Below are 23471 nucleotides of genomic sequence, written 5' to 3'. Positions count from 1 at the left end.
CGCTTTAGGAACATGATGCATGACGAACGCCAATCCCGCCATCCATGTCGTACACCCGACAACTTCGACGCATAGCACTGCTGAAAAAAACCGTTTGATGGGTAAGCCGCGTTTTCATTTTGAACCGCATGACGTTATGCAACGCCTAAAGCAACGGATCATTGGACAAGAAGCAGCATTAGACGAAATTGAAAAAATGCTGCATGTGGTCAAGGCTGATTTTTCCAGTCCTGAACGACCGCTCTCCGTAACCTTAATGCTTGGACCGACAGGTGTTGGTAAAACCGAAACTGTGCGTTTAATCAGTGAAGTGATTTATGGCCGACCTGATGCCTTTTGCCGTATTGATATGAACACGCTCGCACAGGAACATTATGCGGCTGCCATTACTGGTGCGCCTCCGGGCTATGTCGGTTCTAAAGAAGGCCATAGTTTATTTGATGAAGTTGCCATTGCAGGTAGTCATACCCGTCCGGGCATCGTGCTTTTTGATGAACTGGAAAAAGCGTCAACCGAAGTGCTTCGCGGCTTAATGAATGTGCTAGATAGCGGAAAATTAACCCTAACCTCAGGTACAAAAACCATCGACTTTCGTAATTGTATGATCTTTATGACCAGCAATGTCGGTGCACAAGCGGCACAGCAATATCTAGATAAGTTAAATTTTTTGCCCGAAAAAATACAAAAGGTTTGTCTCAAGCGCGTGCCGGTCAGCAGCATTATTGAAAAAGTCATGCAACGTAAATTCGACCCTGAATTTATTAACCGTATTGATCGTGTACTACAATATCAACCCGTTCAAGATGATGCCTTGCCCCGTTTGGTGGAGATTGAACTGGAAAAACTTAATCAACGCCTACAACATCAAAAACGCAGTATCAAACTCACAGATGCAGCCAAAGCACATTTTTATCAGAACCATGATATTCGTTATGGCGCACGACATTTAGCACGAAAAATGCGGGTCGAACTTGAGCCTATTTTGGCGGTGTATTTTTTGAATCATCCCGAACAAACTAAAATACACCTAGATGCACAACTTGGACAATTGGTTATTATTAAATAATTTACTGGTCTTTAAAAGGCATGCTCACATACCTTTATGCAGCATTCTTATATTTATTGGATTGGAACACCAATCGCTTTAGCAAAAGCTTGCAGATCTTTCGGTGAAACCATGACGAATTTGCGTTGTCCATTCTGTATATATTCAATTTTTAACCGTTTAATGGAAAGCGCAGGTGCCGCAGACAAATCCTGACTTGCACTGATGCGTTGGATATCCTGCAAAGGAATCTGCCAACGTAGAAACATGCTACGGATATTTAATTCTGTAGCGGAAATTTGATAACGTGTATTGAATATTGGCCACCACAGCAATAACACCGTCAAAATATACACCGCGGTATGAAGAGGATATTGTTGCATCGTGCCTTTGGCATGCATGGTGAGTAATAATTGAATGAGTAAACCGCTCATACAAACAATAAACGCCACCACCCACCAATCTTTTTTTGAACGAAAAACTTGCATCTTATCCCCCATCAACTGCTTTTATTCTATACAAGATTTTGAAGGATGCATCTGCTATTTCAGCTTTTATTTTTGCAGGAAATAAGCGTATTTATCACATTATTTTCAAGAATATAGAGATCCATTTAGCTCAAGTTTCGCTATTCATCTATTGTTATTTTTGGCGTTCTTTAAGCTCGGATCACGCTTCTTTCGGAAAGGGTTGTTCCTGCAAACGTTTATAATTCTTTTTCTCTTGATACATTTTAGCATCGGCTTGTTGTACCAAGCTCATGGCATCTACATAGCCTTGCTGATGGTCTGTTTGGCACAGCCCAATACTTAAACTTAAGCCTGCTTCCATTTCAGCCACAGCTTCTAATAAGCGTGGGATAAAACTCCCTTCCACATGCTTTTCACTGCAACCAGGCAAGACCAAACAAAATTCGTCTCCGCCATAACGGAAGCAATGATCATCTAAACGTGCAACCGACTTTATGGCCGCAGCAACCGTTTGTAGTACCTGATCTCCACGTGGATGACCTTGTTCATCATTGATCTTTTTAAAATCATTGATATCAATAAACACTACTGTTACGGGTTCATGATTACGCTGTGCGGTATATAAAATACTGGTCAATAAGGTCGATAAATGCCGGACATTTAACAGTCCTGTTAATGGATCGCGCTGTGAAAGTTCTTCCATTTCTTGTGCACGAAACTCTAGCGCATGCGCATACTGTTCCATTTTTTCACGGGAGACCTTCACCTCATTAATCAAACTCCATACATAGGTTTCCACCACCAATGTAGTGTCGAACATAAAGAGCTTTTCCAAGGTGTTAATAATCCGCTGATACTGTTCCGTATCATTAAAGGTACGCTGAATTAAGCGGAACAACATAGTCTTTAGGGTATGCACCGCAGAGAGATACAATTTCGGCTCTACACCTATACGCTTATGAACCAAACCAATCCGTAAACGGTTATTCACATAAGCGCTGTCATAGCGTCCCGAAAATAAGTCCAATAAATACTGGTGCTGCGCGCGTTGCAAACGCTTCAAGGTATCAAGATCACCAATCAAAGTGGCAATTTCTGGAATTGAGGTCTGATTTTCATAAAATTCATCGACCATACTGTCGAGTATTGGCGCCACAATTCCACCAATCGAAGCCAGTTCCGCCAGCTCTAAATCAGTCAAGCCAAGCAACTGTTTACGTCGTTCTATATCTTGCATCGAAATATGCATTTGATGCATCAATGTTTGGTTGGTTGCTTTCATGAATCGGATACCCTTCCCGCCAAATCAATCCCTTCAGGCGTTTACACAGGGTTTCTATGCAGTAGGTCTTCATGCCTGCATGCAAAGCTTCCACCGTTTTCACCCTTGGGTTTTGGCTATCATTGATGATGACGCTTTTCTTTCAGCTCAACGGTTTTGCATGGGCTTAAGTTCGGACGTCAACATCATATTCCTCGTCTATTGGCTCATTTTTTCTGGCTTATTCTGGCTAACGCTATTTCTGCTTTTGGCTGATTTGCTCTGCATGATTATTTTTATTCTGCTTGCACGATAACTGATATTTCGCTGACTGTCAGCATAAAAAAACGCCCCTAAGGGCGCATTTTTTCAATATTTATTCTACTTTTAAAATAAATATGGACGTACAAAAATCAGGAAGAACAGCCCCAACATCAGGAACCACTTTAAAAAGTAATACAGTGAACGATTGGTTTTTTTCAAGGCTTTGGCTTTTATGCGAATTTGATAGACATAGCCAAACACTTTATTTAAACCACCCGTTTTATCACCGCTTTCATTCGGTGAACTTGCAGCAGTCATGACATTTTTACCAAACCAATGGTTAAAAGCTTCCATCCACTTCGACTTTAATGGCCGTTCAACGTCTGCAAAGAAAATGATCCGGTTCTGATCCGTTTTATTTTCAGCATAGTGAATATAGGTTTCATCAAACACCACACTCTCGCCGTCACGCCATGAGTACCGCTGACCATCGACATCAATAAAACAACGGTCATCATTGGGCGTCAGTAAGCCCAAGTGATAACGCAATGAACCAGCATAGGGATCTCGATGACGGACTAAACGACTGTCGGGCGCCAACTCGGTAAACATCGCGGCTTTAATAGTGGGTAAATTTTTTAACAAGGCCGTAGTTTTTGGGCAAAGCTCAGCAGCCGAAGGATGAGCTGAGTCATACCATTTTAAATAAAAGCGTTTCCAACCGGTTTTAAAGAACGAGTTAAATCCAAGATCATCATAAGTACTCGATGCTTTGATGCCCCCTTTTTCATACAAGGCCTTGGCTTCATCACGAATCATTTCCCAGTTTTCATCTAAGACTTTTAAATCTTTAAAATGCTGCGTGTCGATATAGGGTTGACTCGGCACTTTTGAAAACATGTACATGAGAAAATTGATCGGTGCGAGCAATGTCGAATGATCAAAAAACTGACGATAAAATGAATGACGGACTTTACCGCGTTGCTGAATATAAAACGCAGAAATGACAAAGACCGCCAGGATAATCCACTTAATCATATGAGGACCTGGTGCTAATAAGCATTGTGCTTAATGAAAAATTAACTTTTGAGAACGCGGCGAGTATAGCATAGTGCTCAGTGATGCCTAAATAAGCAGCATAGAACACTGTGTCTCAGCAAAGATGGATGACAATGTTAAAAGTGAATTGACCATTCTGCCGAAAAATACACTTGCTTTTTTCTTGAATTTTTCTTTTGCATCTCAATCTATAGCTTACATTTATAAAAAAATGTGAACTGAAACATAAGCTTCAACATATTTAATTAGAGCGATAGCGATTAAAGGCAGATCCAAAGGCTATTTCCAAAAGAAATTTTGATGACCCTAGCGTCACGGCTTGATACAACTTGTTATGTTCTTTTTAGATATAGTTATCGTAAGATTAGCGAGGCATAAAGTGTACGCAGGAACCGCGTACTCGCTTCACAACATCAACTTAGAAGTCCTCCAAAATAAAGGAGATCAGGCATGATCCACGCTGGCAATGCCATTACCGTCCAAATGCTTTCGGACGGAATTGCAGAATTCCGCTTTGACTTACAAGGTGAGTCGGTCAACAAGTTTAACCGCGCAACAATTGAAGATTTTAAAGCTGCAATTGACGCTGTTAAAGCAAACGGTGACATCAAAGGTTTAATCGTTACTTCAGGTAAATCTACATTTATCGTGGGTGCAGATATCACTGAATTCGGTGACAACTTCGCTCAAGGCGAACAAGCGATTGTGGATTGGGCATTGCCTGTTCACGACATCTTCAATGCGTTTGAAGATCTAAACGTTCCTAAAGTTGCTGCAATCAATGGTATGGCATTGGGCGGCGGTTTTGAAATGTGCTTAGTGTGTGACTATCGTGTGATGTCAGATGCTGCACAAGTTGGCCTTCCAGAAATCAAACTGGGTATCTACCCTGGTTTTGGTGGTACGGTTCGTTTAAGCCGCGTGATTGGTATCGACAATGCGGTTGAATGGATGGCAATGGCTGCACCGAAAAAGCCGGCTGCTGCGCTCAAAGACGGTGCTGTTGATGCAGTTGTTGCTGCAGACAAACTACAAGACGCTGCAATTGACCTTGTGAAACAAGCGATTGCTGGCCGTGTAGACTGGAAAGCAAAACGTCAAGAAAAATTAGATCCTGTTAAATTGAACATGCTTGAACAAATGATGGCATTCAATACAGCGAAAGGTGCAGTTCTTGCAAAAGCAAATCCTGCTCAATACCCAGCGCCAAAACTTCTTCTAGACTCATTACAAGCAGGTGCAAGCCTTCCACGTGATGAAGCATTGAAAATCGAAGCGCAAGGTTTTGCTAAAGCGGCTGTGACTCCACAAGCAGGTGCGTTAATTGGTTTATTCCTTAACGACCAAATTGTGAAGAAAACTTCGAAGAAATATGAAAAAGGTGCTCACCCTGTCAACCAAGCTGCTGTACTAGGCGCAGGTATCATGGGTGGTGGTATTGCTTACCAAGCGGCAAGCAAAGGCACACCAATCATCATGAAAGACATTGGTAACCCACAATTGGCGTTAGGTATGTCTGAAGCGAACAAATTGTTGACTAAACAAGTTGATCGCAAAAAAATGACTGCGGCGAAAATGGGTGAAACTCTTGCGCGCATCCGTCCGACTTTAAGCTATGACGAGTTTAAAGAAGTGGACATCGTGATTGAAGCAGTAACAGAGAACCCTAAAGTTAAGGGTATCGTACTTGCTGAAACTGAGAAGAATGTTCGTGAAAACACGATCATTGCTTCGAACACGTCAACCATTTCAATCACACGTTTGGCTGAAAACCTACAACGTCCTGAAAACTTCGTAGGTATGCACTTCTTTAACCCAGTTCACATGATGCCATTGGTAGAAGTGATCCGTGGTGAAAAGACGTCTGCTGAAGCGATTGCAACGACTGTAGTTCTTGCTCAGAAAATGGGTAAAACACCAATCGTGGTTAACGACTGCCCAGGCTTCTTGGTGAACCGCGTATTGTTCCCTTACTTTGGTGCATTTGACCTTCTATTGAAAGACGGTGCTGACTTCCAACAAGTCGACAAAGTCATGGAAAAATTCGGCTGGCCAATGGGTCCTGCTTACCTCATCGACGTTGTGGGTATCGACACAGGCGTACACGGTGCGGAAGTAATGGCAGAAGGTTTCCCTGACCGCATGAAGCCTGACTTCAAAGGTTCAATTCAAACAATGTACGAAGCAAAACGTTTGGGTCAAAAGAATGACGTTGGTTTCTACAAATACGAACTTGACCGTAAAGGTAAGAAAGCCAAAGTGGTTGATCCAGTGGCTTACGAACTTGTGGCTTCTGTTGCAACTGCGGAAAAACGTGAATTTGATGCGCAAGAAATCATTGACCGTATGATGCTGACGTTCTGTAACGAAACTGTTCGTTGCCTAGAAGACAATATCGTAGCGACTGCTGCTGAAGCAGATATGGCGATGATCATGGGTGTAGGTTTCCCTCCATTCCGTGGTGGTCCATGCCGTTACATCGACCAAACAGGTGTCGCTGAATACGTAGCGCTTTGCGACAAATATGCGTATTTAGGTAAGGCTTATGAAGCGCCACAAATGTTGCGTGACATGGCTGCAAACAACAAAAAATTCTACGGTTAAGGAGCAACGTGAATGGCTACTTTAAATCCACGTGACGTTGTCATCGTTGATGGCGTACGTTCAGCAATGGGTAAAACCAAAAATGGTATGTTCCGTAACGTCCGTGCTGACAGCTTATCTGCTGAATTAGTACGTGCGCTTGTTGCTCGTAACCAGTTTGATACCAATGAAGTTGAAGACGTAATCTGGGGCTGTGTAAACCAAACCCTAGAGCAAGGTATGAACATTGGTCGTAACATTGCGTTATTGGCTGATCTTCCAAAGACTGTTGCAGGTCAAACAGTGAACCGTCTTTGTGGTTCTTCTATGCAAGCAATCCACACAGCGGCTGCGCAAATTGCAACCAACCAAGGTGATATCTTCATCATTGGTGGTGTAGAGCACATGGGTCACGTTGGCATGATGCACGGCATCGACATCAACCCAGAAGCGTCTAAGCACTATGCAAAAGCATCTAACATGATGGGCTTAACGGCTGAAATGTTAGGTCGTATGAACGGTATTTCGCGTGAAGAACAAGATGCGTTTGGTGTGGAATCTCATCGCCGTGCTTGGGCTGCAACACAAGAAGGTCGTTTCAAAAATGAAATCGTGGGCGTTGAAGGTCACGATGCAAATGGCTTCAAAATTCTGTGCGATATCGATGAAGTGATTCGTCCTGATGCAAACCTTGAAGCATTCCAAGCTTTACGCCCAGTATTCGATCCGAAAGGCGGTACAGTAACTGCTGCAACATCTTCAGCTTTGTCTGATGGTGCTTCTGCAATGTTGCTGATGTCTGCTGAACGTGCTCAAGCTTTAGGTCTTAAGCCACGTGCTGTGATTCGCTCTATGGCGGTTGCAGGCTGTGATGCTGCGATCATGGGTTACGGTCCAGTTCCAGCAACGCAAAAAGCGTTGAAACGTGCTGGCTTGTCAATTGCTGATATTCAAACGTTTGAATTGAACGAAGCGTTCGCAGCACAAGGTTTGTCTGTTCTTAAAGGCTTAGGCATTTATGACCAACAAGACCGTGTGAACTTGAACGGGGGTGCAATCGCTTTGGGTCACCCATTGGGTTGTTCTGGCGCACGTATCACAACGACTTTGCTGAACGTTATGGAACAGCAAGATACACAAATCGGTCTTGCGACCATGTGTATTGGTCTAGGTCAAGGTATCGCAACAGTGATTGAACGTGTTTAATTCTTAAATACGTGACTAAAAAGAACCCCGCTTTTGCGGGGTTTTTTAATAAAGATTTAATTAGATTATTAACACAATTTATGCATAATACGCATAGAAATCAAACAAAACCAAACAAGAGTTTCTATGAAAAATATTGTGTTACCACTGATCGCCAGTCTTGCATTTACAGGTTGTGCAACAACAAAAATCTCCGAAGAGTCGCGCCAAAAATTAAATCAGACCCAAGCTGCAATCCAAGTAAAACCTGTAGCGATTTTTGTGAACTCATGCCTTTTAACCAATGAATTAGGGAAAGATTTAGTACTCATCGAGCCTACTAAACTTACAAGTGAGAAGTTTATTCAAACTTTTACACAACAGTTAAACCAACATAATGTCACTGTTAGTACCTCTGCTACGCCGTTTATTTGTGGTTCAATGCCTGAAGAACAGCTAAAAAAATACGAATTTCAGGTTGATAGCAATTCTAAAAGAGCACCTATCAGCACATATCCTCTTCTAAATCAAAATAACACTATGACTGATGATCAGCGTGCAGCAGCATTTGCACTTACTCAGTTTATAGCCAAGACTGATGCTGTAAATTTAGCAAATATTCGAAATAGAAACGCAAAACTAGATATGCCTCAGCTTGATGAAACAACTGTCAAGACTTTAAAAGAATGGGCAAATTCAAATTATATTTTTTTAGTTTCTCTTGATGGATTGAATGCATCTGTAGGAAGTAAATTTGCAATGGGTGCCTTAAGTGTAGGTGTAACACTTGCAACTATGGGTGCAGGTGCTGGAATAGTTACAGCGTACATGCCTAAGGAAGGTCAGCAATACTCAGTTCGTTTATTAGACTTAGATAAGCAAACATTCGAATGGCATAAAGCTGACTTACTTAAAGGTAGAATCTACTCTACTAATAACCATAATTTACAAGCAGATCAAATCCTTAATCCATTGTTTGAAACTAAAGTAAATTAAGTTCAGGCTCAGATATAAAGTTGCATGCTGAGTACAACGCTTTTCAGCATGCAACAACAGAGATTTAGTGCTGAAATTTTCCACATTTAGGTTTAACAAGGGTCAGCTCTAAATAAGTTAAAAATTCATCTCGTTAAAATATTCTATGACCACGAAAAATAATCAACATCATATATCAACCTTAATTACTCATTTGGGTACATTTTATTAAATTACTCTATCTAAATATAAATGCCGCCAAACTAACTCAAAAATGGTTACCATTTTTCCATTATTAAGTAAATGTTGAGTTGATCCCCAACCCTTCAATTCAACATCCTACAATTCTAGGCTTAAAATTTTTGCGCCAGCAAAGTCGCAAAATGCTGTTTGATCCGATTTCCCTGCTCATCCACCCGATGCAGTTCACCGACATTTTCATTGTATTTCACAATCTTCCAGCCTTCATACAACGCACTTAACTCCCCTGCTTTAAAGCTAAATGGAAAGTCAGGCTGCGCAGGGAGATCAGGTGTATCCATCGCACAGACGATCAGGTTATAACCATTTACATTGGTGGCTTGCTGCATCTGCTGAATCAGTGGCTTCACTGTCTTGGCCTCTAAAAACATCATCACCACGGTACAGCAAATAAAATCATATTTCCCCGTAATGCTTTGGTCTGCATTTAAATCACGCTGCTGTACATGAATATTTTCAATGCCTTCCGCAGCGATCACCTCTTGCAGCTTGTGCAAACTGTGTGGATTGACATCCCATGCATCCACCTCAAAACGCTGCTCAGACAGCTGACTTAAGTACAGCGAATTACGCCCCTGCCCACAGCCGACATCCAAAGCACGTCCACCATGCAAATACGGTGTTGCAGCCAAAATTTCTGAGTGTGTTGGGCTGAGTTGATACTTTTTATAAAAATAATCCTGTGCTAAGCAATAAAAACTTAACTGACATTGCACATCGTCACTCGCAGAGACAATCTTGTGCCACGCCTGTGGTTCTATAAACGGTGGTGGCTGGTCTGGACTAAATACATGCCTGGAAAGGACATTTCCAGACGCATCCAGCATGGCAAAATTTACTTCACCTTGCAGCACGGTGAGTTTTGCCCATGTACCTACTTTGGTATTGTGCTGTTGTTTAAAACCTTTTGGAATCGACTGCTGCATCCACACAGGGAGCTGTTTATAACAAATAAGCTGCTGCATCTGACGTTATCCCTCATGCGACGTTATTTTTATGCCATACCAATGGCGGAAATGTATATTCACCATAACGGCTTTAACAGTGATTTTAAATCAGCTTTGAATTAAAAATTTCGAATGCTGTAGAATGTACGCTGTTTTTGTTTGTTTTTCTGCGTAACACCATGTTATCCGTTTGTAACATTGGTGGAATATTCACACAATCGAATCCCTCACTCTGTGCCGTGTAACCTAAGCGCTGTTGATAAGGCATAAAATTTACAATGCCTTATTTTAACTAAGTTTTATAGAGTGATGACTATGAACGCGATCAAAACTACTTTAGCTGTTGCTTTAGTTGCTGCTACAACTTCTGCTATGGCAACTACTGCTGTAGAACAAAAACCTGCGACTGCTGTTGAAGCTGTAAAAGCTCAAGCTGCACAAGCGAAAACTGCAACTGTAGCTGCTGCTCAAGCCACTCAAGATGCTGCTAAAACTCAAGTGGCTGTTGCAGAAAAAGCGACTCAAACTAAAACTTTAACAGTAAAAGAAACCACTAAAGCAAAAACTGCTGACATGAAAAAAGCAGTTGTAGAAAAAGCAGTAGCAACTAAAGAAACTGCAGTTGCAGCAAAAGATGCAACTGTAGCAAAAACTGTAGCGGCTAAAGACGTTGTTGTTGCGAACACTGTTGCAGCAAAAGACGCGACTGTAGCAAAAACTGTAGCAACTAAAGATGCTGTCGTTGCAAAAACTGTTGAAGCAAAAGATGCAGCTGTAGAAAAAGCAACTGATGCGAAAGAAGCTGTTGAAACTAAAACTGAAGAAGTAAAAGCTGAAGCGAAAAAAGACTGCGCTAAAAAATGTGCAGAGAAAAAAGCTGAAGCAGCAAAAGCTGAGAAAAAAGGTTTCTTTTCTTGGTTCAAAAAAGCAGCTTAATCGTTGATTAAATGCTAAAAAAAGATGCCTTCACGGCATCTTTTTTTATGCCCATTTAGACTGCAATACTGCTTTCTGCCAACGGAATAATCTTTTGATAAACAAACTGATTTTTCCCCTGTGATTTCGCCTGATATAGGCAGGCATCGACATGCTGTAGAGTCGTGGAGTAATTGGATAAACTCAACTGTTGAAACTCGGCCAAGCCCATACTAAAGCTGACATCTAGCTTTAATTGATCTTTTCGAAACGGCACATGTTCGCAGCGTTCCAAAATTGTTTCACACAACATTTTACCCTGTTCCAAATCGGCACCTTCGAGCAAAATTAAAAATTCTTCACCGCCCCAACGACTGATAAAACTCGCGCGTGGACTACAATTTTTTAAGATTTTTGCCAAATGCACCAAAACACAGTCCCCCATTTGGTGCCCATATTGGTCATTAATTTTTTTAAAATTATCGACATCGAGCAAAATGACACAGCCTTTATCAACCGCACCCTCTATAAATATTTGTTCTTTAAAGGCATGGCGATTTTTCAGCCCCGTCAACTCATCGCAAAAACTTACACGTTGCAAAGCCAAATACAGGCGTTTATTTCGTGCATATAGCTCACAAATAAACAGAAAAATGATCAGATAAATACCCAATGCCAAACGATAAGAACTGATCCGCGAGAGCATATGTACCTGTGCATCTGACCAATATTCCCCAGCCAATGGCATGGCACCATACCAGCCACAGATCAGCGTCATTAAACCAATCAGCCAGCAAAAAGTTTTGAGGTCGTATTTGATCGCGTAATAACACATCAATAAAGGCAAGACCATGCAGGCATAGAAGATCTGATCATTTGAGATCACATATTGCACGGCCAATGCCACGATCAGATAGCCATAATCTATCCACGGTACATTCATCCAGCGCTGAACACCAAATAATAAACACACCACAGCCAAACTTGTTGCAAATTGCTCTAGAAAATAATCAACAAAGGCAAAATATTGGTTGTCCATCTGAAAGCACGCCACGAACAAGAGGCTGCCTGCAAAAGCACCCACGATACTCGGAACAGTTAGCATCAGGGTTCGTTTAAAGCGGCGCTTTTTTAAATGGCTCAGTGCCAAATAGGCTTTAATAAATACCCAAATTTGAAATGCCGAAATCGCACACAGGAGAAATTTATCTTCTAAAGTTTTGGCGGGATCGACCATCAGCGAGGCCACAAAGATCGCACTAAAAGCATAGAGCACGATCAGTAAGTCGTGGCTTAAATGCTTCCGCATTAAAATCATGCCATAGGCCGCGAATGCATTTACCACCCAAACAGGGCTAATAAATAATTCATAGGTATAACCTATCGACACCAATGAAACCGCACATATGGCAAGCCATAGCAGTATTAATTTTTTCATACGCTAAAAAAATCGTCTCTAAAAATGGCGATAAACCTTTCATTCAAAGCCAATCGGTCTAAGGTTATAGAATGCTTGCAAGTTCAATACAGCTCAGCTTCTTATGCGTTATGGGCTGCTGGCTAAAAATTTATGCTTAAATTTTCGGCGTATTTTAAGTGATTTAAGTCACACTATTGATTAATAGTTGTATTAAATTTGCAATTTAAACAATCGAAGACTGTTTTAAAGCCAATGTTTTTTGCGTTATTCATGCTAGTTCGGAACTCAGTTCCCAAAATGATGCTCGATAGCAACAAAAAAGCCATCCGCTAAAGGATGGCTTTCACTTGCATAACATGTCTCGAAGCTGTGCTGAATAATTTGAATGAAAAGGACTTATTTTAAAATTTGTAATTGTTCCATCAACCAAGCCATGTATTTATCTTGATCCATAAAGTCAGGCGCCGTCCCTGTATCCAAACTATAAAATTGTTGATTAAATTCAATCACAATCTGTTCAGTCAGATGCCAATCTTCAATCATGCGAAAATACTGACTGAAGAAAAAACGGTTCTTGCCCCAGTTGTTTAAACTTTCCAAACGTGGATATTGGCGGTTCGCGATAAAGTCGATATAGACCTGCTGAATATCATCAAAAATCTGAATAGCTCGCATGAGCATGGACCTCTATATGATGTAAAACCCTGCTATAAGCCACTTTATCGCGCAATTTTGAAAGAGTGATGACAGTCAGTTAAAGCTTTTGTTTCAACTCTGAACGGTTCTTTTGGCGGATCTCATCCATTTGCGCATTGAGCGCTAACATCTCTGTATAAAGCTGATTAAACTGCTTTAAAGGCGCATCTTCATAGAACATAAATAATTTATTTTTCTTTTCCCATTTATTGGCTTTCAGCACAGCAAAGAGCTCATCAGCCTTCGCCAAGCTTTGCTTTTCTAACTCAAATAAAGCATGCGACTCATCACTATCACGACTGTCTCTTAAACTCTGGGCAATTTGCTGACGAAACACCTGTTTGACCGCCAACTGTTTGGCCTGAGCTAAACCATTTTCCTCTTGCTGAGTGGTTTTTTGCTCATAAGCATCGACCACAGCATGCACCTGTTGCAGCATTTGCTCAGTCTCTTGATATTGGTTTTTTTTATCTTGCAACAAGCGATCGATGTCGAGAAATTTATCCCAATTCAGTGCTTTAAGATCACGAATATATTGATTCCGCGCTTCTGCACGCTGCAGCATTTGGCTCAAAATAAAATCCGACATGATTTTATAATCACCCGTTAGCCGTGCATCTGTCACATTGAGTTGTATCGGCTCTTCCCAGTGCTGAGCTTGCTGAAAAATTTGCTCGGTTTTTTCGCGCAAAACCGTTTCATAGGTCGAGAGTTGCACAGCTTCTTTTTGCTGTACTGAATATTGATAAAACATCCATCCAAAGACCAATACCGTAGCACTGGCTAAGACAACAAAGATACGCGGCATAATGAGCTCCGAATGCCCTTTTATTCAGTTTAACCAAAAGTTTGAAGGTTGACGATAAAATAGCCATGCTTTTTAAGGAGGCTATTTGAAAACATCAATATAGAAAGTCTTAAATTGCGCATGTCATCAAAACGAAAATTCATGGATAAAACATGAATTTTCGCCTTCAATTTGCTGTAGAGATGTATTCGATTATGGGGTCTTGATCGGATTGGTATTTAACTGACGGTCAATATTGCCAAGATTGATTTGATCACGACTGATTTGCACATTGGTCGCATTTCGGTCTATCCCAAAGGGTTGCAACATAATATATAAACCATTGCGTGGGTCAGAAGACTGCAAACCTGCGGCAATATCTAAAACATGCTGCTGCATCAAAGGTGATAAATTGGACATATCAGGCACTGCTGTCGCAGGCAAGACATCTACATTTGACACGATTGTTGCATCGACACCTTTGTTTTGCGTATCGCGCTCAAGTTGCATCACCCGTTGCTGTAAGGCTTTACGGCGATCCACCTGCTCTTGATACTCAACAATGCCCGTCTCTGCACGCATTTCACGCTCTGCCATAATGGTTAAAGCAGGCATCTGGATAGCTTTTTGTTCGGTATCCTCAGCTTTTGTAGTGACTTTTTCCGCAGCCAAAGTACTCATAGCCGTCATTGCTGCGCTAACAAAAACCAAAACAGAAACAGATTTAGGGAGATTCATCATGTTCATTCCGAGAGATTTAAAAATAGAAAATTGAAAAAATTTACACTGCCATTATTGTATAACAATTAATCAATTTACCAGATTTAACCCCGACAAACGGCAGGAGAGCACAGCTTATTTAAACCTCACTTTGCTCATTCTAGACTTGAGATATCGTCCTTTACCTATCTGCATTGCCGCTGCTTTTTCTCTTTTATACTGTTCCAATTCTTAATAGTACAGGAAATGACAAAGCAAACTCTTGCTGCGGATGACGACTAAAGAAGTCATGCAAAGCTGCACATGGCTGAAGTGTCGGATGTTGCTGTTGGTAGTGTTTTAACCCAGACCATGTTTGCAGATAGTCTAAAATTTGCTGTGAACTCCACCTGTAATTTAAAAACAACTGAGGTGTCGCTAACTCCTGAAATGGAAACGGAATACTACGATATTCTTCATCGATGTAGCGACGTTCAGCGTCCCAATAGCCCTTTAAAGTGACAAAATACAGATCCTGTAAAAGCTGGTTTAATTCCGCGTGTTCAAATTGAATCAGACCATAGCCCACAATGGCGATGTGACCATGGGGTTTCAATACTCGTCGTACTTCTGCATAAAAGGCAGCAAAATCGAACCAATGAATCGCTTGCGCGACTGTGATTAAATCCACTGAATGGTCAGCAAGCGGACAATGTTCTGCGCTAGCTTGCTCATAACGTACATTGTCTAAATTGGGTGCTTGTGCCAATTGTTCGGCACTCAGATCTGTCGCTAAAACCTGTTGAAAATAGGGCGCCAAACCTTTGGTAAATTGACCTGAACCTGCACCACAGTCCCATGCCAGTTCACGCACGGCAACATGCTGCAAGATGCTATCGACGACTTCAGCAGAATAACTTGGACGTGATTGTTGATACAGCGCACTCCCTGTAGAGAAAAGGTCTTTCATTGCGGAGATTCATTGTTTATTTTTTTATCAGTTTAATCGAATTTTTAGGGTCGGAAACTAGCACTTAAGTCATAGCTTCAGCGATAAAATTTGAGCTTCAAATATTTACTCAATCACGTGCTGTATATAAAAACTGGTCTGTGCAATCGGGCTTAATTGATCATTCATTTGATAATATTTCACATCATAATGACCAGTTTTCCATCCAGTCATGGGATAGAAACTCACCCAGTTTTGTTGCTGTTGCTCACTAACTTTGCGTGGCGTAAAGAGCAGCACTTCACCGCTATCACGATGCGTCCAACGCACCATAACTTGCGTATTGTTTGGAACTTTACCCATGGTATCAAAATGTGCATACAACGGCTGTGTGACATAGATTTCACGAGGTAAAACTTGATCTACATCTGTCTGTGATTGATCAGTCACATACGCTTGCCCTGCCAATCGCTGCTGCGGATCATTTTTGGCTTGTAGAAATTCGTCTAACATCTGCTGCGCAAACTGCTGCTTATTTTGAATCCCTGCAAAACTGTAATTGGGAAATGCCTGCTGTAAATATTGCCCCAATTGTTGATCTGAAGTCTGCTGAATAATCCTCTTTAGCTGAAGATGTTGGCCTTTGAGTTGTTGCTGTATATCTTTAGAATGAGGCTGATCCGAGGCATCTTGATCTAAAGCCAAGAGTGCCACAGGATTATTCGTCGCCAAAGAGACAAGCGAGTGCTCAGGTGGCGGCGACGTCAAGCTTGGTTGGTCATTCCACGATGCCGCAATATAGCCCAGTGCAAAACAGAGCAGTCCAAGCGCCGCATATTGAAGTCGCTTCAACTGTCACTCCACGAACCTATGTTCATTTGATTAAAAGCCACAGCGGAGCACTTCTGTGCCGACAATATATTCACCAGAGCTCATCGTCGTACCCGTATTAATCACCTGATTTAAGCTAAAGTTAGATCCAACTTTTAATTTAAGCAGACCATTATCACATGCAGCAGTTATTCTGCTGCCCGATTTCATGTTGGATACACAGCCCGTTTTGGTCACGGCATAAATTGTTTGCCCTGTGGAAATACTGGTGCTGCACGATGCTGTGATTATTTTATCGAGCGATGATTCACAAGAAGAACAATTGCCATTATCACAAAGCGCTGCTGCATTTTCACTTTTACATTCATAGGTCACACCATTTTTAATAATGGTTTTAGAATAGGAAGAATCGACATTACTACCGCCCCCGCCACCACATGCGCTCAGCAAGACACTCATGCCGACCAAAACAGGAAATAATATTTTTTTCATAACCTTAACCCTTATTTTTTAATAATTTTCTAATAGCCATTGGGCTCATCATCTGGCATCGATTGTATCAGTTAAATTGTGCGAAATATCAACAACTAAAAAACTGCAGACGAAAAAAAACCTCAAACAATGGTTTAAGGTTTTTTCGAATATGGTGGCGAGACCCAGGATCGAACTGGGGACACACGGATTTTCAATCCGTTGCTCTACCTACTGAGCTATCACGCCGATGCGGTGTATTAAGCCGTATCTCAGTTAATTAGTCAATCATATTTATAAAAATATTTTTCGTATGCATATTTTTTAGGCAAAAAAAATCCCTGATGGGATCAGGGATTGATAAACTGAAAAATCAGTTTTGAATATGGTGGCGAGACCCAGGATCGAACTGGGGACACACGGATTTTCAATCCGTTGCTCTACCTACTGAGCTATCACGCCGATGGGGCGTATTAAACAATTTAAGCTGGATGCCGTCAAGCATAAGCATGGGCTTTTTTCTCAAATGTTTATTTTTAAATCAATATTTCACACTAATCGCTTACTTTTTGTCTTATTTACATTTAAGTCTGAGTCAATTTAATTATTCAGACGAAAAAAAGACAGCACGGAGACTGTCTTTTAAAAATTGAACTTTACTCAACTACGTCAATTTTACCAATGTGTGCTAAACAACGATGTATCGCGCCACAACCCGGCTCAAAAGTCTTCACCCCTTTTTCTTCTTCCATACGGGTAGCCTCACTGACCAAGCGCTCTGCAACACCACGCCCACGATTTGCAGGGTGTACCACAATATATTCAAGGGTTTTGCTTTCACCTTGGCCTGTACACCAAATCGCGCCAATCAATTTTGTATTAAATTCTGCAGTATAAACTAAGGTATACTGAGCTAAGTTCTGCTCAAGTTGTTCAATCGCATCGGAACCGTCGCTAAACTCAGGGCTGGTGTCATACAGTCGCTCAAGCTGGCTGCGCACTTCATCATTTTCCAAAGAAGTATAGGCATGTACGGTAATAGGCATTGATAAACCCTCCTGAGCAATCTAATATGCGGTGACTTTTCGTCACAGCGAAAATATTTTTACATCAATCATTTTGACGTATTTGAGGAACGTGTCTATGACAGATCGTATCAGTGAAGTGGTAAGAAACACCAACGAAACCAAAATTCGAGTTCGTGTGAATCTTGATGGTACTGGTCAAGGCACTTTAAACACTGGTGTTCCATTTTTAGATCATATGATTGATCAAATCAAGCGACATGGTCTGTTTGATATTGATATTCATTGTGATGGCGATCTTGAAATTGACGATCATCATACCGTAGAAGACTGTGGGATTACACTTGGCCAAGCCTTTGCTCAAGCACTGGGCAATAAAAAAGGTTTACGTCGCTACGGTCACTTCTATGCGCCGCTGGATGAATCACTGAGTCGTGTTGTGGTGGATTTATCTGGCCGTCCGGGTCTGTGGATGGATATTCCATTCACTCGCGCACGCATCGGGACTTTTGATGTGGATCTTTTCTCTGAATTTTTCCAAGGTTTTGTGAACCATGCGTTAATGACGCTGCACATCGACAACCTAAAAGGCAAAAACAGCCACCACCAAATTGAAAGCGTATTTAAAGCCTTTGCCCGTGCATTACGTATGGCGTGTGAAGTTGACCCGCGTGCCGAAAATACTGTTGCGTCTACCAAAGGAACATTGTAATGACCCGTATTGCCCTTCTTGACTATGGCATGGGAAATCTTCACTCAGCAGCAAAAGCCCTCGAACACGTGGGTGCAACTGTTGATGTCACCAATGATCCTAAGCTGATTGCACAAGCAGATAAAATTGTGTTCCCCGGTGTGGGAGCAATGCGTGACTGTATGCAAGGCATGCATGATGCAGGCATTGATGAAGTGGTCCGTAAAGCGGCATTTAATAAACCTGTGCTTGCGATCTGTGTCGGTATGCAAGCCCTAATGCAGCATTCCGAAGAAAATGGCGGTGCAGATGCATTGGGTATTTTTGAAGGTTCGGTTAAACGCTTCCCTGATGTAGAGGGATTAAAAGTGCCGCACATGGGCTGGAACCAAGTGCATCAGGCAGACCCAAGCCACCCGATGTGGAAAAACATTGAGCAAGATGCACGTTTCTATTTCGTACATAGCTTCTATGTAGAGCCGCAAGACTCAAGCATTGTCGCTGCTACCTGTGACTATGGTTTGGAATTTTGTACCGCAATTCACAAGGAAAACTTGTTTGCGACACAATTTCACCCAGAAAAAAGTCATACAGCCGGTCTGCAATTGCTGAAAAACTTTGTGGAATGGGATATTTAAAATTCCTTCGCCGCAAAAAAGCCCGCTCCTTGCGGGCTTTTTTGTACTGTTTATTTTTCATCCTTTTATTTTAGAATTTGCCTACTTATAAAAATACCAAAGCCTAGGAATAATAATGAATACCTTCACATCTGACTCACCGACCCAAGCCAGTGGTCGCTTTAGCCGTCGCGCATATCTTGCATGGAATCTACTACTCGGCATTATTTTTACACTAATTGCTGTTGTGGTCGGCCTGCTCATACCCGGTGCGCAAAATGCGTTGACTGAGGGTGCAATGTCGACGCCACTCATGATTATTTTCTTTATCATGTATGCCATCGTCATTTATTACAGCGTCATTTTCTTAATCCGTCGTTTACATGATCGTGACCATTCTGGATGGCTTGCACTGCTGATCTTAGTTCCTGTAGTGAATATATTATTTGCGCTCTATGTGTTATTTGCATCGGGTAATAGCGGTAGTAATAGCTTTGGACAACCACGCCCGACCAAAGGCTGGGAAACAGTGCTGGCTGTTTTGTATATCGTGGTGTTTATAGTCGGGATACTTGCTGCGATCATGATTCCGTCTTACCAAAACTATGTGATCCGCTCTCAGCAAACCACGATTCAACAACAATAATGATAAATCATTAAATGCCGCCTAGATCACTCTAAACAGCAATACATCTACTCAAACAAGCTCACACATGTGGGCTTTTTTTGTACTTTACCTTTATAATCAACGCGCTTTTTATGTTCAGGATCAAATCCTGTACTTTTTCACATTTTTATGTCGTTTTTAGCTCAATTTTTGCGGTTAAAAATGAATGATAACAATACTTTTTACGATAATTTAAGATCATTAAATATGAATAATTCACCCACTATAAACTCTGGCTGGAACCGTGACGGTCGTTTTAATCGCATGTCTTTTATCGGTTGGAATGTCTTCTATGGCCTCATGCTGAGCATATTGATGCTACTGATTGTCAGCATGATGCCCAATACCCTCAATGCCCTAATAGCTCATGCTGAAAATCCAATGACGCAAGTGATTGGATTGATCCTAAATATTTTAATGCTGATCCCTTTGATGATTTTTTCAGTGCGTCGTTTGCATGACTTTAATCTCTCAGGCTGGTTTGCACTCTTAGAGTTGATTCCGTTGCTCAATATCGTCATGTGCATTGCGCTGATGCTCATCCCGGGGTCTGCAAATGCCAATCAATATGGCGAGCCACGTACATCCAAAACATGGGAGGTGGTCCTCGCCTTTCTCTTTATCGGTTTATTCTTACTGATCTTGGTAAATGTATTATTTACTGCGCGTTTTCTATTTTAAGTCGTCACTGACTTTAAGCCTATTGGTCACTGTCATAGCAACGCGCTATGACAGGCAGGTGAGTCAATGGCTCATGCTCAACGCCACATCTCGGTATTTGCATTTCCCTACTAAACGCTCTAGGCTGCAACAACAAGCCTTTGAATTGAATCACAATGACTGATGCTCTACTGACACCTATTTTGCCAACAAAAGAACAGATTAAAGATTTTCCATTGTTCCAAAATTTAGTGCCAGAGCAGATCCATGTCATTCACAATGCAGAACAATGCCAACACTGGGCCGATGAATTGCAGACGACTGCCTTATTCGGTTTCGACTCTGAATCTAAGCCGACTTTTCGTAAAGGTGAGGTCTCTACTGGTCCACATTTAATCCAACTCGCTACGGCGCAACAGGCGTGGTTGTTTCAAATGAACGAATGCACTTGGGATTTTTTAAAGCCGATCTTGAGTAATCGTGATCAAATTAAAGTGGGTTTTGGCTTAAAAAATGATGCGCATTTATTTAGTAAAAAAGGCATCGAACTGAATAGTGTATTGGAACTCTCCAAGTGCTTTGCTTCTTTTGGCTTAAGCCAACCTTTAGGTTTAAAAAATGCCATGGCACTGCTTTTTCGTGCGAATTTTCCAAAATCTAAATCGGTCAGCACCTCGAATTGGGCCAAAAAGCGCTTAAGTCCGGAGCAAATTCGTTATGCCGCTGCCGATGCCTATGCCCCTGTTTTGGTCTTTGAAGAATTATTACAACGTGGCTTATTACCCAAAACCATTCCCAATACTTCTCTCAAACTAAGAATTCGTCCGCACATGAATTTATAAATCCTTAATTATTTTAATGATTTAATTTATATTCAGCGATGTAACCGCTCTGTAACTGGATATTGCCCCAATCTATGGCATGACCAAGTGCAAAGATCGGCTGAAGAGTGCCAATGAATTTGCAGTTTATTTGCACTAGAGATTTAAACAGTACGTTATTGCCTTAAAAATAGTCACAGCACAGTCTAAAAACAATAAAATCGCACCTTTTAAGTACATTTATATCTTTGATTTAACTCATTTTAATTACATTAATATACATTTATATTTTTATTCAGCTAAGGTTTTGATCTCTCTGGGTTTTCTAGCAGAATTACATGATTTATCTCCTTCTTTCTATACTTTCATAATTTGTTTTCATCAATCTCCTTTTGCTAAAACAAGTCTGCCAAATACATAACACATCATAATTTAAAAGCTTGGAGAACCTGACATGTTGAACTTATTTACAGGAAAAATCAGCGGTGTACTCAGCCTGACTTTACAAGGGATCAGTAAAGCGGTTGGACTGGTTTTAAATACTGTTTTAGATACTGTAGACAGCGTATTAGAGACCGTAAGTAGCTTAACAGCGCCCTTAACGGATGCACTGACTGAGCTTCCGCTCATTGGTGGGACCATCGAAAAAGTACTCGCGGTTGAAAATCAGTTGGTTGGCACCTTAGGTGATGGCTTACATGCGGTAGCCGATCAACTAGCGACAGGTGATCTTCTCGGCGGTGTACAAACCGCTCTCAATGGCGTAACTGGTGTGGTCGGCCAAACCGTGACGGAAGTTGCAGGTTTGGTTGATCATCTCAGTGGCGTGGCTGCACCAATCACAGATGTACTTTCTGACCTGCCATTGCTGGGCGGTCTATTGGATGCAGTAGGCGAAACTACGGGGAATTTAACAGGCTTGTTGGCTGAAACGGGCGCCTATGTAGCCAGTATTGATCCTACCGAATTATTAACATCCGTCCTGAATGATCCATTAGCAAGTGTAGGTGGTGTCGTGCAAGATGTTTCAGGCACTTTAGATGCCTTACTGGATGACATTGCACCAATTACATCGATTGCCACTGAACTTCCTGTAGTCGGTGATCTCGTTCAAGTGGTCGGTGAAAGTACCACAGCCCTCAATCAAGGCTTATACGATGTCGGTAGCTTACTTCAATCCGTAAACAGCGATTTATTACAAACAACCGCTTATGTTTAATGACTAAAAACACTAATACACAGCGCATTTTTATAGACCAAGAATAAAATCCAATCCTCTATTTACACTGGCCTGACACATGTCAGGCTTTTTTAATTCATCAATTCTGATATTAGCATTTAGTGAATAGCCGTTTATTTGATAAGATTAGGCACAAATTCATTCTTAATTTGATTGAGCAAGGAGCGAAAGCATGCTGATCATCCCTGCAATTGACCTGAAAGATGGCAAATGTGTCCGTTTAAAACAAGGTCGTATGGAAGACGATACCGTATTTTCTGACGATCCAGTGGCAACTGCACAGCATTGGGTAAATGAAGGCGCGCGTCGCTTACATTTGGTAGATTTAAACGGTGCTTTCGCTGGTACACCGATTCATAAGCCTGTGGTTGAAGCGATTGCTAAAGCACAGCCTGAATTGCCAATTCAAATTGGTGGTGGTATCCGCTCTCTTGAAACCATTGAACATTACCTTGATGCAGGCGTCTCGTTTGTCATCATTGGTACAAAAGCGGTAAAAGAGCCTGAATTTGTTGAAGAAGCGTGCAAAAAATTTGCAGGCCATATCATTGTCGGTATCGATGCCATGAACGGCATGGTAGCAACGGATGGTTGGGCAAATGTCACTGATGTGAAAGCTACTGATTTGGCAAAACGCTTTGCAGATGCCGGCGTATCGAGCATCGTCTACACCGACATCGCACGTGATGGCATGATGCAAGGTGTGAACGTTGAACAAACCGTAAACCTTGCAACATATTCAGGCTTACCTGTTATTGCATCTGGTGGCGTGACTAACCTTGACGACGTACGTAACTTAAAAGGCCAACCGGGCATTTTAGGTGCGATTACTGGTCGTGCAATTTATGAAGGGACATTGAACCTTCGTGAAGCTCAATTACTGCTTGATCAACAAAGCTTGTAATATACCCGAGCAGAAAAGAGGTCTTCGG

General features: G+C 41.6%; 25 protein-coding genes and 2 tRNA genes. 13 read left to right on the top strand and 14 right to left on the bottom strand.

Annotation, left to right across the window (positions count from 1 at the left end):
• Nucleotides 1-19 precede the first annotated feature (19 nt).
• The gene (locus FTT99_RS06200; protein WP_180062996.1) at nucleotides 20-1066 is read left to right on the top strand and encodes an AAA family ATPase; all 1047 of its coding nucleotides are present in this window, start codon (nucleotides 20-22) and stop codon (nucleotides 1064-1066) included.
• Nucleotides 1067-1119: 53 nt separating this feature from the next.
• Here FTT99_RS06200 and FTT99_RS06195 read toward each other — a convergent pair whose 3' ends face one another.
• Both FTT99_RS06195 and FTT99_RS06190 read right to left on the bottom strand, forming a co-directional pair.
• Complete coding sequence (locus FTT99_RS06195) at nucleotides 1120-1533, bottom strand: PH domain-containing protein (protein WP_180130429.1); 414 nt, start codon at nucleotides 1531-1533, stop codon at nucleotides 1120-1122.
• 181 nt (nucleotides 1534-1714) lie between these two features.
• On the bottom strand, nucleotides 1715-2797 hold the full coding sequence (locus tag FTT99_RS06190) for a diguanylate cyclase domain-containing protein (protein WP_180130438.1): 1083 nt from the start codon (nucleotides 2795-2797) through the stop codon (nucleotides 1715-1717).
• On the opposite strand from FTT99_RS06190, the gene FTT99_RS06185 reads away from it, so the two are divergent.
• Entirely contained in the window at nucleotides 2796-3092 is a 297-nt protein-coding gene (locus FTT99_RS06185) for a hypothetical protein (protein WP_180130440.1), read from the top strand. The genes FTT99_RS06190 and FTT99_RS06185 overlap by 2 nt on opposite strands.
• Nucleotides 3093-3163: 71 nt before the next feature.
• Here the strand turns inward: FTT99_RS06185 and lpxO are convergent, their stop codons facing one another.
• Complete coding sequence (lpxO, locus tag FTT99_RS06180; RefSeq protein WP_078190472.1) at nucleotides 3164-4078, bottom strand: lipid A hydroxylase LpxO; 915 nt, start codon at nucleotides 4076-4078, stop codon at nucleotides 3164-3166.
• 471 nt (nucleotides 4079-4549) lie between these two features.
• Between lpxO and fadB the strand changes: the two genes are divergently transcribed.
• The 3 genes from fadB (at nucleotide 4550) to FTT99_RS06165 (ending at nucleotide 8863) form a co-directional block, all read left to right on the top strand.
• The gene (gene fadB / locus FTT99_RS06175) at nucleotides 4550-6703 is read left to right on the top strand and encodes a fatty acid oxidation complex subunit alpha FadB (RefSeq protein WP_180109651.1); all 2154 of its coding nucleotides are present in this window, start codon (nucleotides 4550-4552) and stop codon (nucleotides 6701-6703) included.
• A gap of 12 nt (nucleotides 6704-6715) precedes the next feature.
• Complete coding sequence (fadA, locus tag FTT99_RS06170; RefSeq protein ID WP_078193136.1) at nucleotides 6716-7888, top strand: acetyl-CoA C-acyltransferase FadA; 1173 nt, start codon at nucleotides 6716-6718, stop codon at nucleotides 7886-7888.
• A 126-nt stretch (nucleotides 7889-8014) separates the two neighbouring features.
• Complete coding sequence (locus FTT99_RS06165; protein ID WP_180130442.1) at nucleotides 8015-8863, top strand: hypothetical protein; 849 nt, start codon at nucleotides 8015-8017, stop codon at nucleotides 8861-8863.
• A gap of 332 nt (nucleotides 8864-9195) precedes the next feature.
• Here the strand turns inward: FTT99_RS06165 and tehB are convergent, their stop codons facing one another.
• Nucleotides 9196-10068 carry an SAM-dependent methyltransferase TehB gene (tehB, locus tag FTT99_RS06160; protein ID WP_180130444.1) on the bottom strand — a complete coding sequence of 291 codons (873 nt, stop codon included), beginning with the start codon at nucleotides 10066-10068 and terminating at the stop codon, nucleotides 9196-9198.
• Between the two features lie 297 nt (nucleotides 10069-10365).
• On the opposite strand from tehB, the gene FTT99_RS06155 reads away from it, so the two are divergent.
• Nucleotides 10366-10986: a hypothetical protein gene (locus FTT99_RS06155; RefSeq protein ID WP_180130446.1), complete on the top strand. Its 621-nt coding sequence runs from the start codon at nucleotides 10366-10368 to the stop codon at nucleotides 10984-10986.
• Between the two features lie 55 nt (nucleotides 10987-11041).
• On the opposite strand, the gene FTT99_RS06150 is transcribed toward FTT99_RS06155, so the two are convergent.
• The 10 genes from FTT99_RS06150 to FTT99_RS06105 all read right to left on the bottom strand — a co-directional run bounded on the left by FTT99_RS06150 (nucleotide 11042) and on the right by FTT99_RS06105 (nucleotide 17864).
• Nucleotides 11042-12403 (bottom strand): GGDEF domain-containing protein, encoded by a 1362-nt coding sequence (locus tag FTT99_RS06150; RefSeq protein ID WP_180130449.1) that lies wholly within the window; start codon nucleotides 12401-12403, stop codon nucleotides 11042-11044.
• Nucleotides 12404-12781: 378 nt separating this feature from the next.
• Nucleotides 12782-13060, bottom strand: coding sequence for a hypothetical protein (locus FTT99_RS06145; protein ID WP_078190480.1), 279 nt, complete (start codon nucleotides 13058-13060; stop codon nucleotides 12782-12784).
• 79 nt (nucleotides 13061-13139) lie between these two features.
• Entirely contained in the window at nucleotides 13140-13889 is a 750-nt protein-coding gene (locus FTT99_RS06140; RefSeq protein WP_180101567.1) for a hypothetical protein, read from the bottom strand.
• Between the two features lie 192 nt (nucleotides 13890-14081).
• Nucleotides 14082-14609: a hypothetical protein gene (locus tag FTT99_RS06135; RefSeq protein ID WP_257225868.1), complete on the bottom strand. Its 528-nt coding sequence runs from the start codon at nucleotides 14607-14609 to the stop codon at nucleotides 14082-14084.
• A gap of 193 nt (nucleotides 14610-14802) precedes the next feature.
• A complete protein-coding gene (locus tag FTT99_RS06130) occupies nucleotides 14803-15537 on the bottom strand; it encodes a class I SAM-dependent methyltransferase (protein ID WP_180130451.1) in 735 nt (244 codons plus the stop codon).
• Between the two features lie 105 nt (nucleotides 15538-15642).
• Nucleotides 15643-16368 (bottom strand): hypothetical protein, encoded by a 726-nt coding sequence (locus tag FTT99_RS06125; RefSeq protein ID WP_180130453.1) that lies wholly within the window; start codon nucleotides 16366-16368, stop codon nucleotides 15643-15645.
• Between the two features lie 30 nt (nucleotides 16369-16398).
• Nucleotides 16399-16839, bottom strand: coding sequence for a hypothetical protein (locus FTT99_RS06120; protein ID WP_180130455.1), 441 nt, complete (start codon nucleotides 16837-16839; stop codon nucleotides 16399-16401).
• Nucleotides 16840-16991: 152 nt separating this feature from the next.
• A tRNA-Phe gene (locus FTT99_RS06115) sits at nucleotides 16992-17067 on the bottom strand.
• Between the two features lie 137 nt (nucleotides 17068-17204).
• Nucleotides 17205-17280: transfer RNA gene (locus tag FTT99_RS06110), tRNA-Phe, on the bottom strand.
• A 194-nt stretch (nucleotides 17281-17474) separates the two neighbouring features.
• Nucleotides 17475-17864 (bottom strand): GNAT family N-acetyltransferase, encoded by a 390-nt coding sequence (locus FTT99_RS06105; protein ID WP_078193146.1) that lies wholly within the window; start codon nucleotides 17862-17864, stop codon nucleotides 17475-17477.
• Nucleotides 17865-17961: 97 nt separating this feature from the next.
• Here FTT99_RS06105 and hisB point away from each other — a divergent pair, with 97 nt between their 5' ends.
• From hisB to hisA, 7 genes are all read left to right on the top strand, one after another.
• Nucleotides 17962-18555, top strand: a complete 594-nt coding sequence (hisB, locus tag FTT99_RS06100) for an imidazoleglycerol-phosphate dehydratase HisB (protein ID WP_078190487.1) — start codon at nucleotides 17962-17964, stop codon at nucleotides 18553-18555.
• Nucleotides 18555-19172, top strand: coding sequence for an imidazole glycerol phosphate synthase subunit HisH (gene hisH, locus FTT99_RS06095; protein WP_078193147.1), 618 nt, complete (start codon nucleotides 18555-18557; stop codon nucleotides 19170-19172). Before hisB ends, hisH begins: the two co-directional genes overlap by 1 nt.
• A gap of 115 nt (nucleotides 19173-19287) precedes the next feature.
• Complete coding sequence (locus FTT99_RS06090; RefSeq protein ID WP_180130457.1) at nucleotides 19288-19797, top strand: DUF805 domain-containing protein; 510 nt, start codon at nucleotides 19288-19290, stop codon at nucleotides 19795-19797.
• Between the two features lie 228 nt (nucleotides 19798-20025).
• The gene (locus tag FTT99_RS06085) at nucleotides 20026-20499 is read left to right on the top strand and encodes a DUF805 domain-containing protein (protein WP_180130459.1); all 474 of its coding nucleotides are present in this window, start codon (nucleotides 20026-20028) and stop codon (nucleotides 20497-20499) included.
• A gap of 155 nt (nucleotides 20500-20654) precedes the next feature.
• On the top strand, nucleotides 20655-21320 hold the full coding sequence (locus FTT99_RS06080; RefSeq protein WP_180130461.1) for a 3'-5' exonuclease: 666 nt from the start codon (nucleotides 20655-20657) through the stop codon (nucleotides 21318-21320).
• Nucleotides 21321-21753: 433 nt separating this feature from the next.
• Nucleotides 21754-22518 (top strand): hypothetical protein, encoded by a 765-nt coding sequence (locus tag FTT99_RS06075; protein ID WP_180130463.1) that lies wholly within the window; start codon nucleotides 21754-21756, stop codon nucleotides 22516-22518.
• A 193-nt stretch (nucleotides 22519-22711) separates the two neighbouring features.
• Complete coding sequence (hisA, locus tag FTT99_RS06070; protein WP_078190493.1) at nucleotides 22712-23443, top strand: 1-(5-phosphoribosyl)-5-[(5-phosphoribosylamino)methylideneamino]imidazole-4-carboxamide isomerase; 732 nt, start codon at nucleotides 22712-22714, stop codon at nucleotides 23441-23443.
• Nucleotides 23444-23471 lie beyond the last annotated feature (28 nt).

This window comes from Acinetobacter sp. YH12040, from assembly GCF_013420005.1.
Taxonomy (GTDB): Bacteria; Pseudomonadota; Gammaproteobacteria; order Pseudomonadales; family Moraxellaceae; genus Acinetobacter; species Acinetobacter amyesii.
The sequence above is the reverse complement of the archived record's forward strand: the minus strand, read 5'-3'. Positions and strand labels throughout refer to the sequence as shown.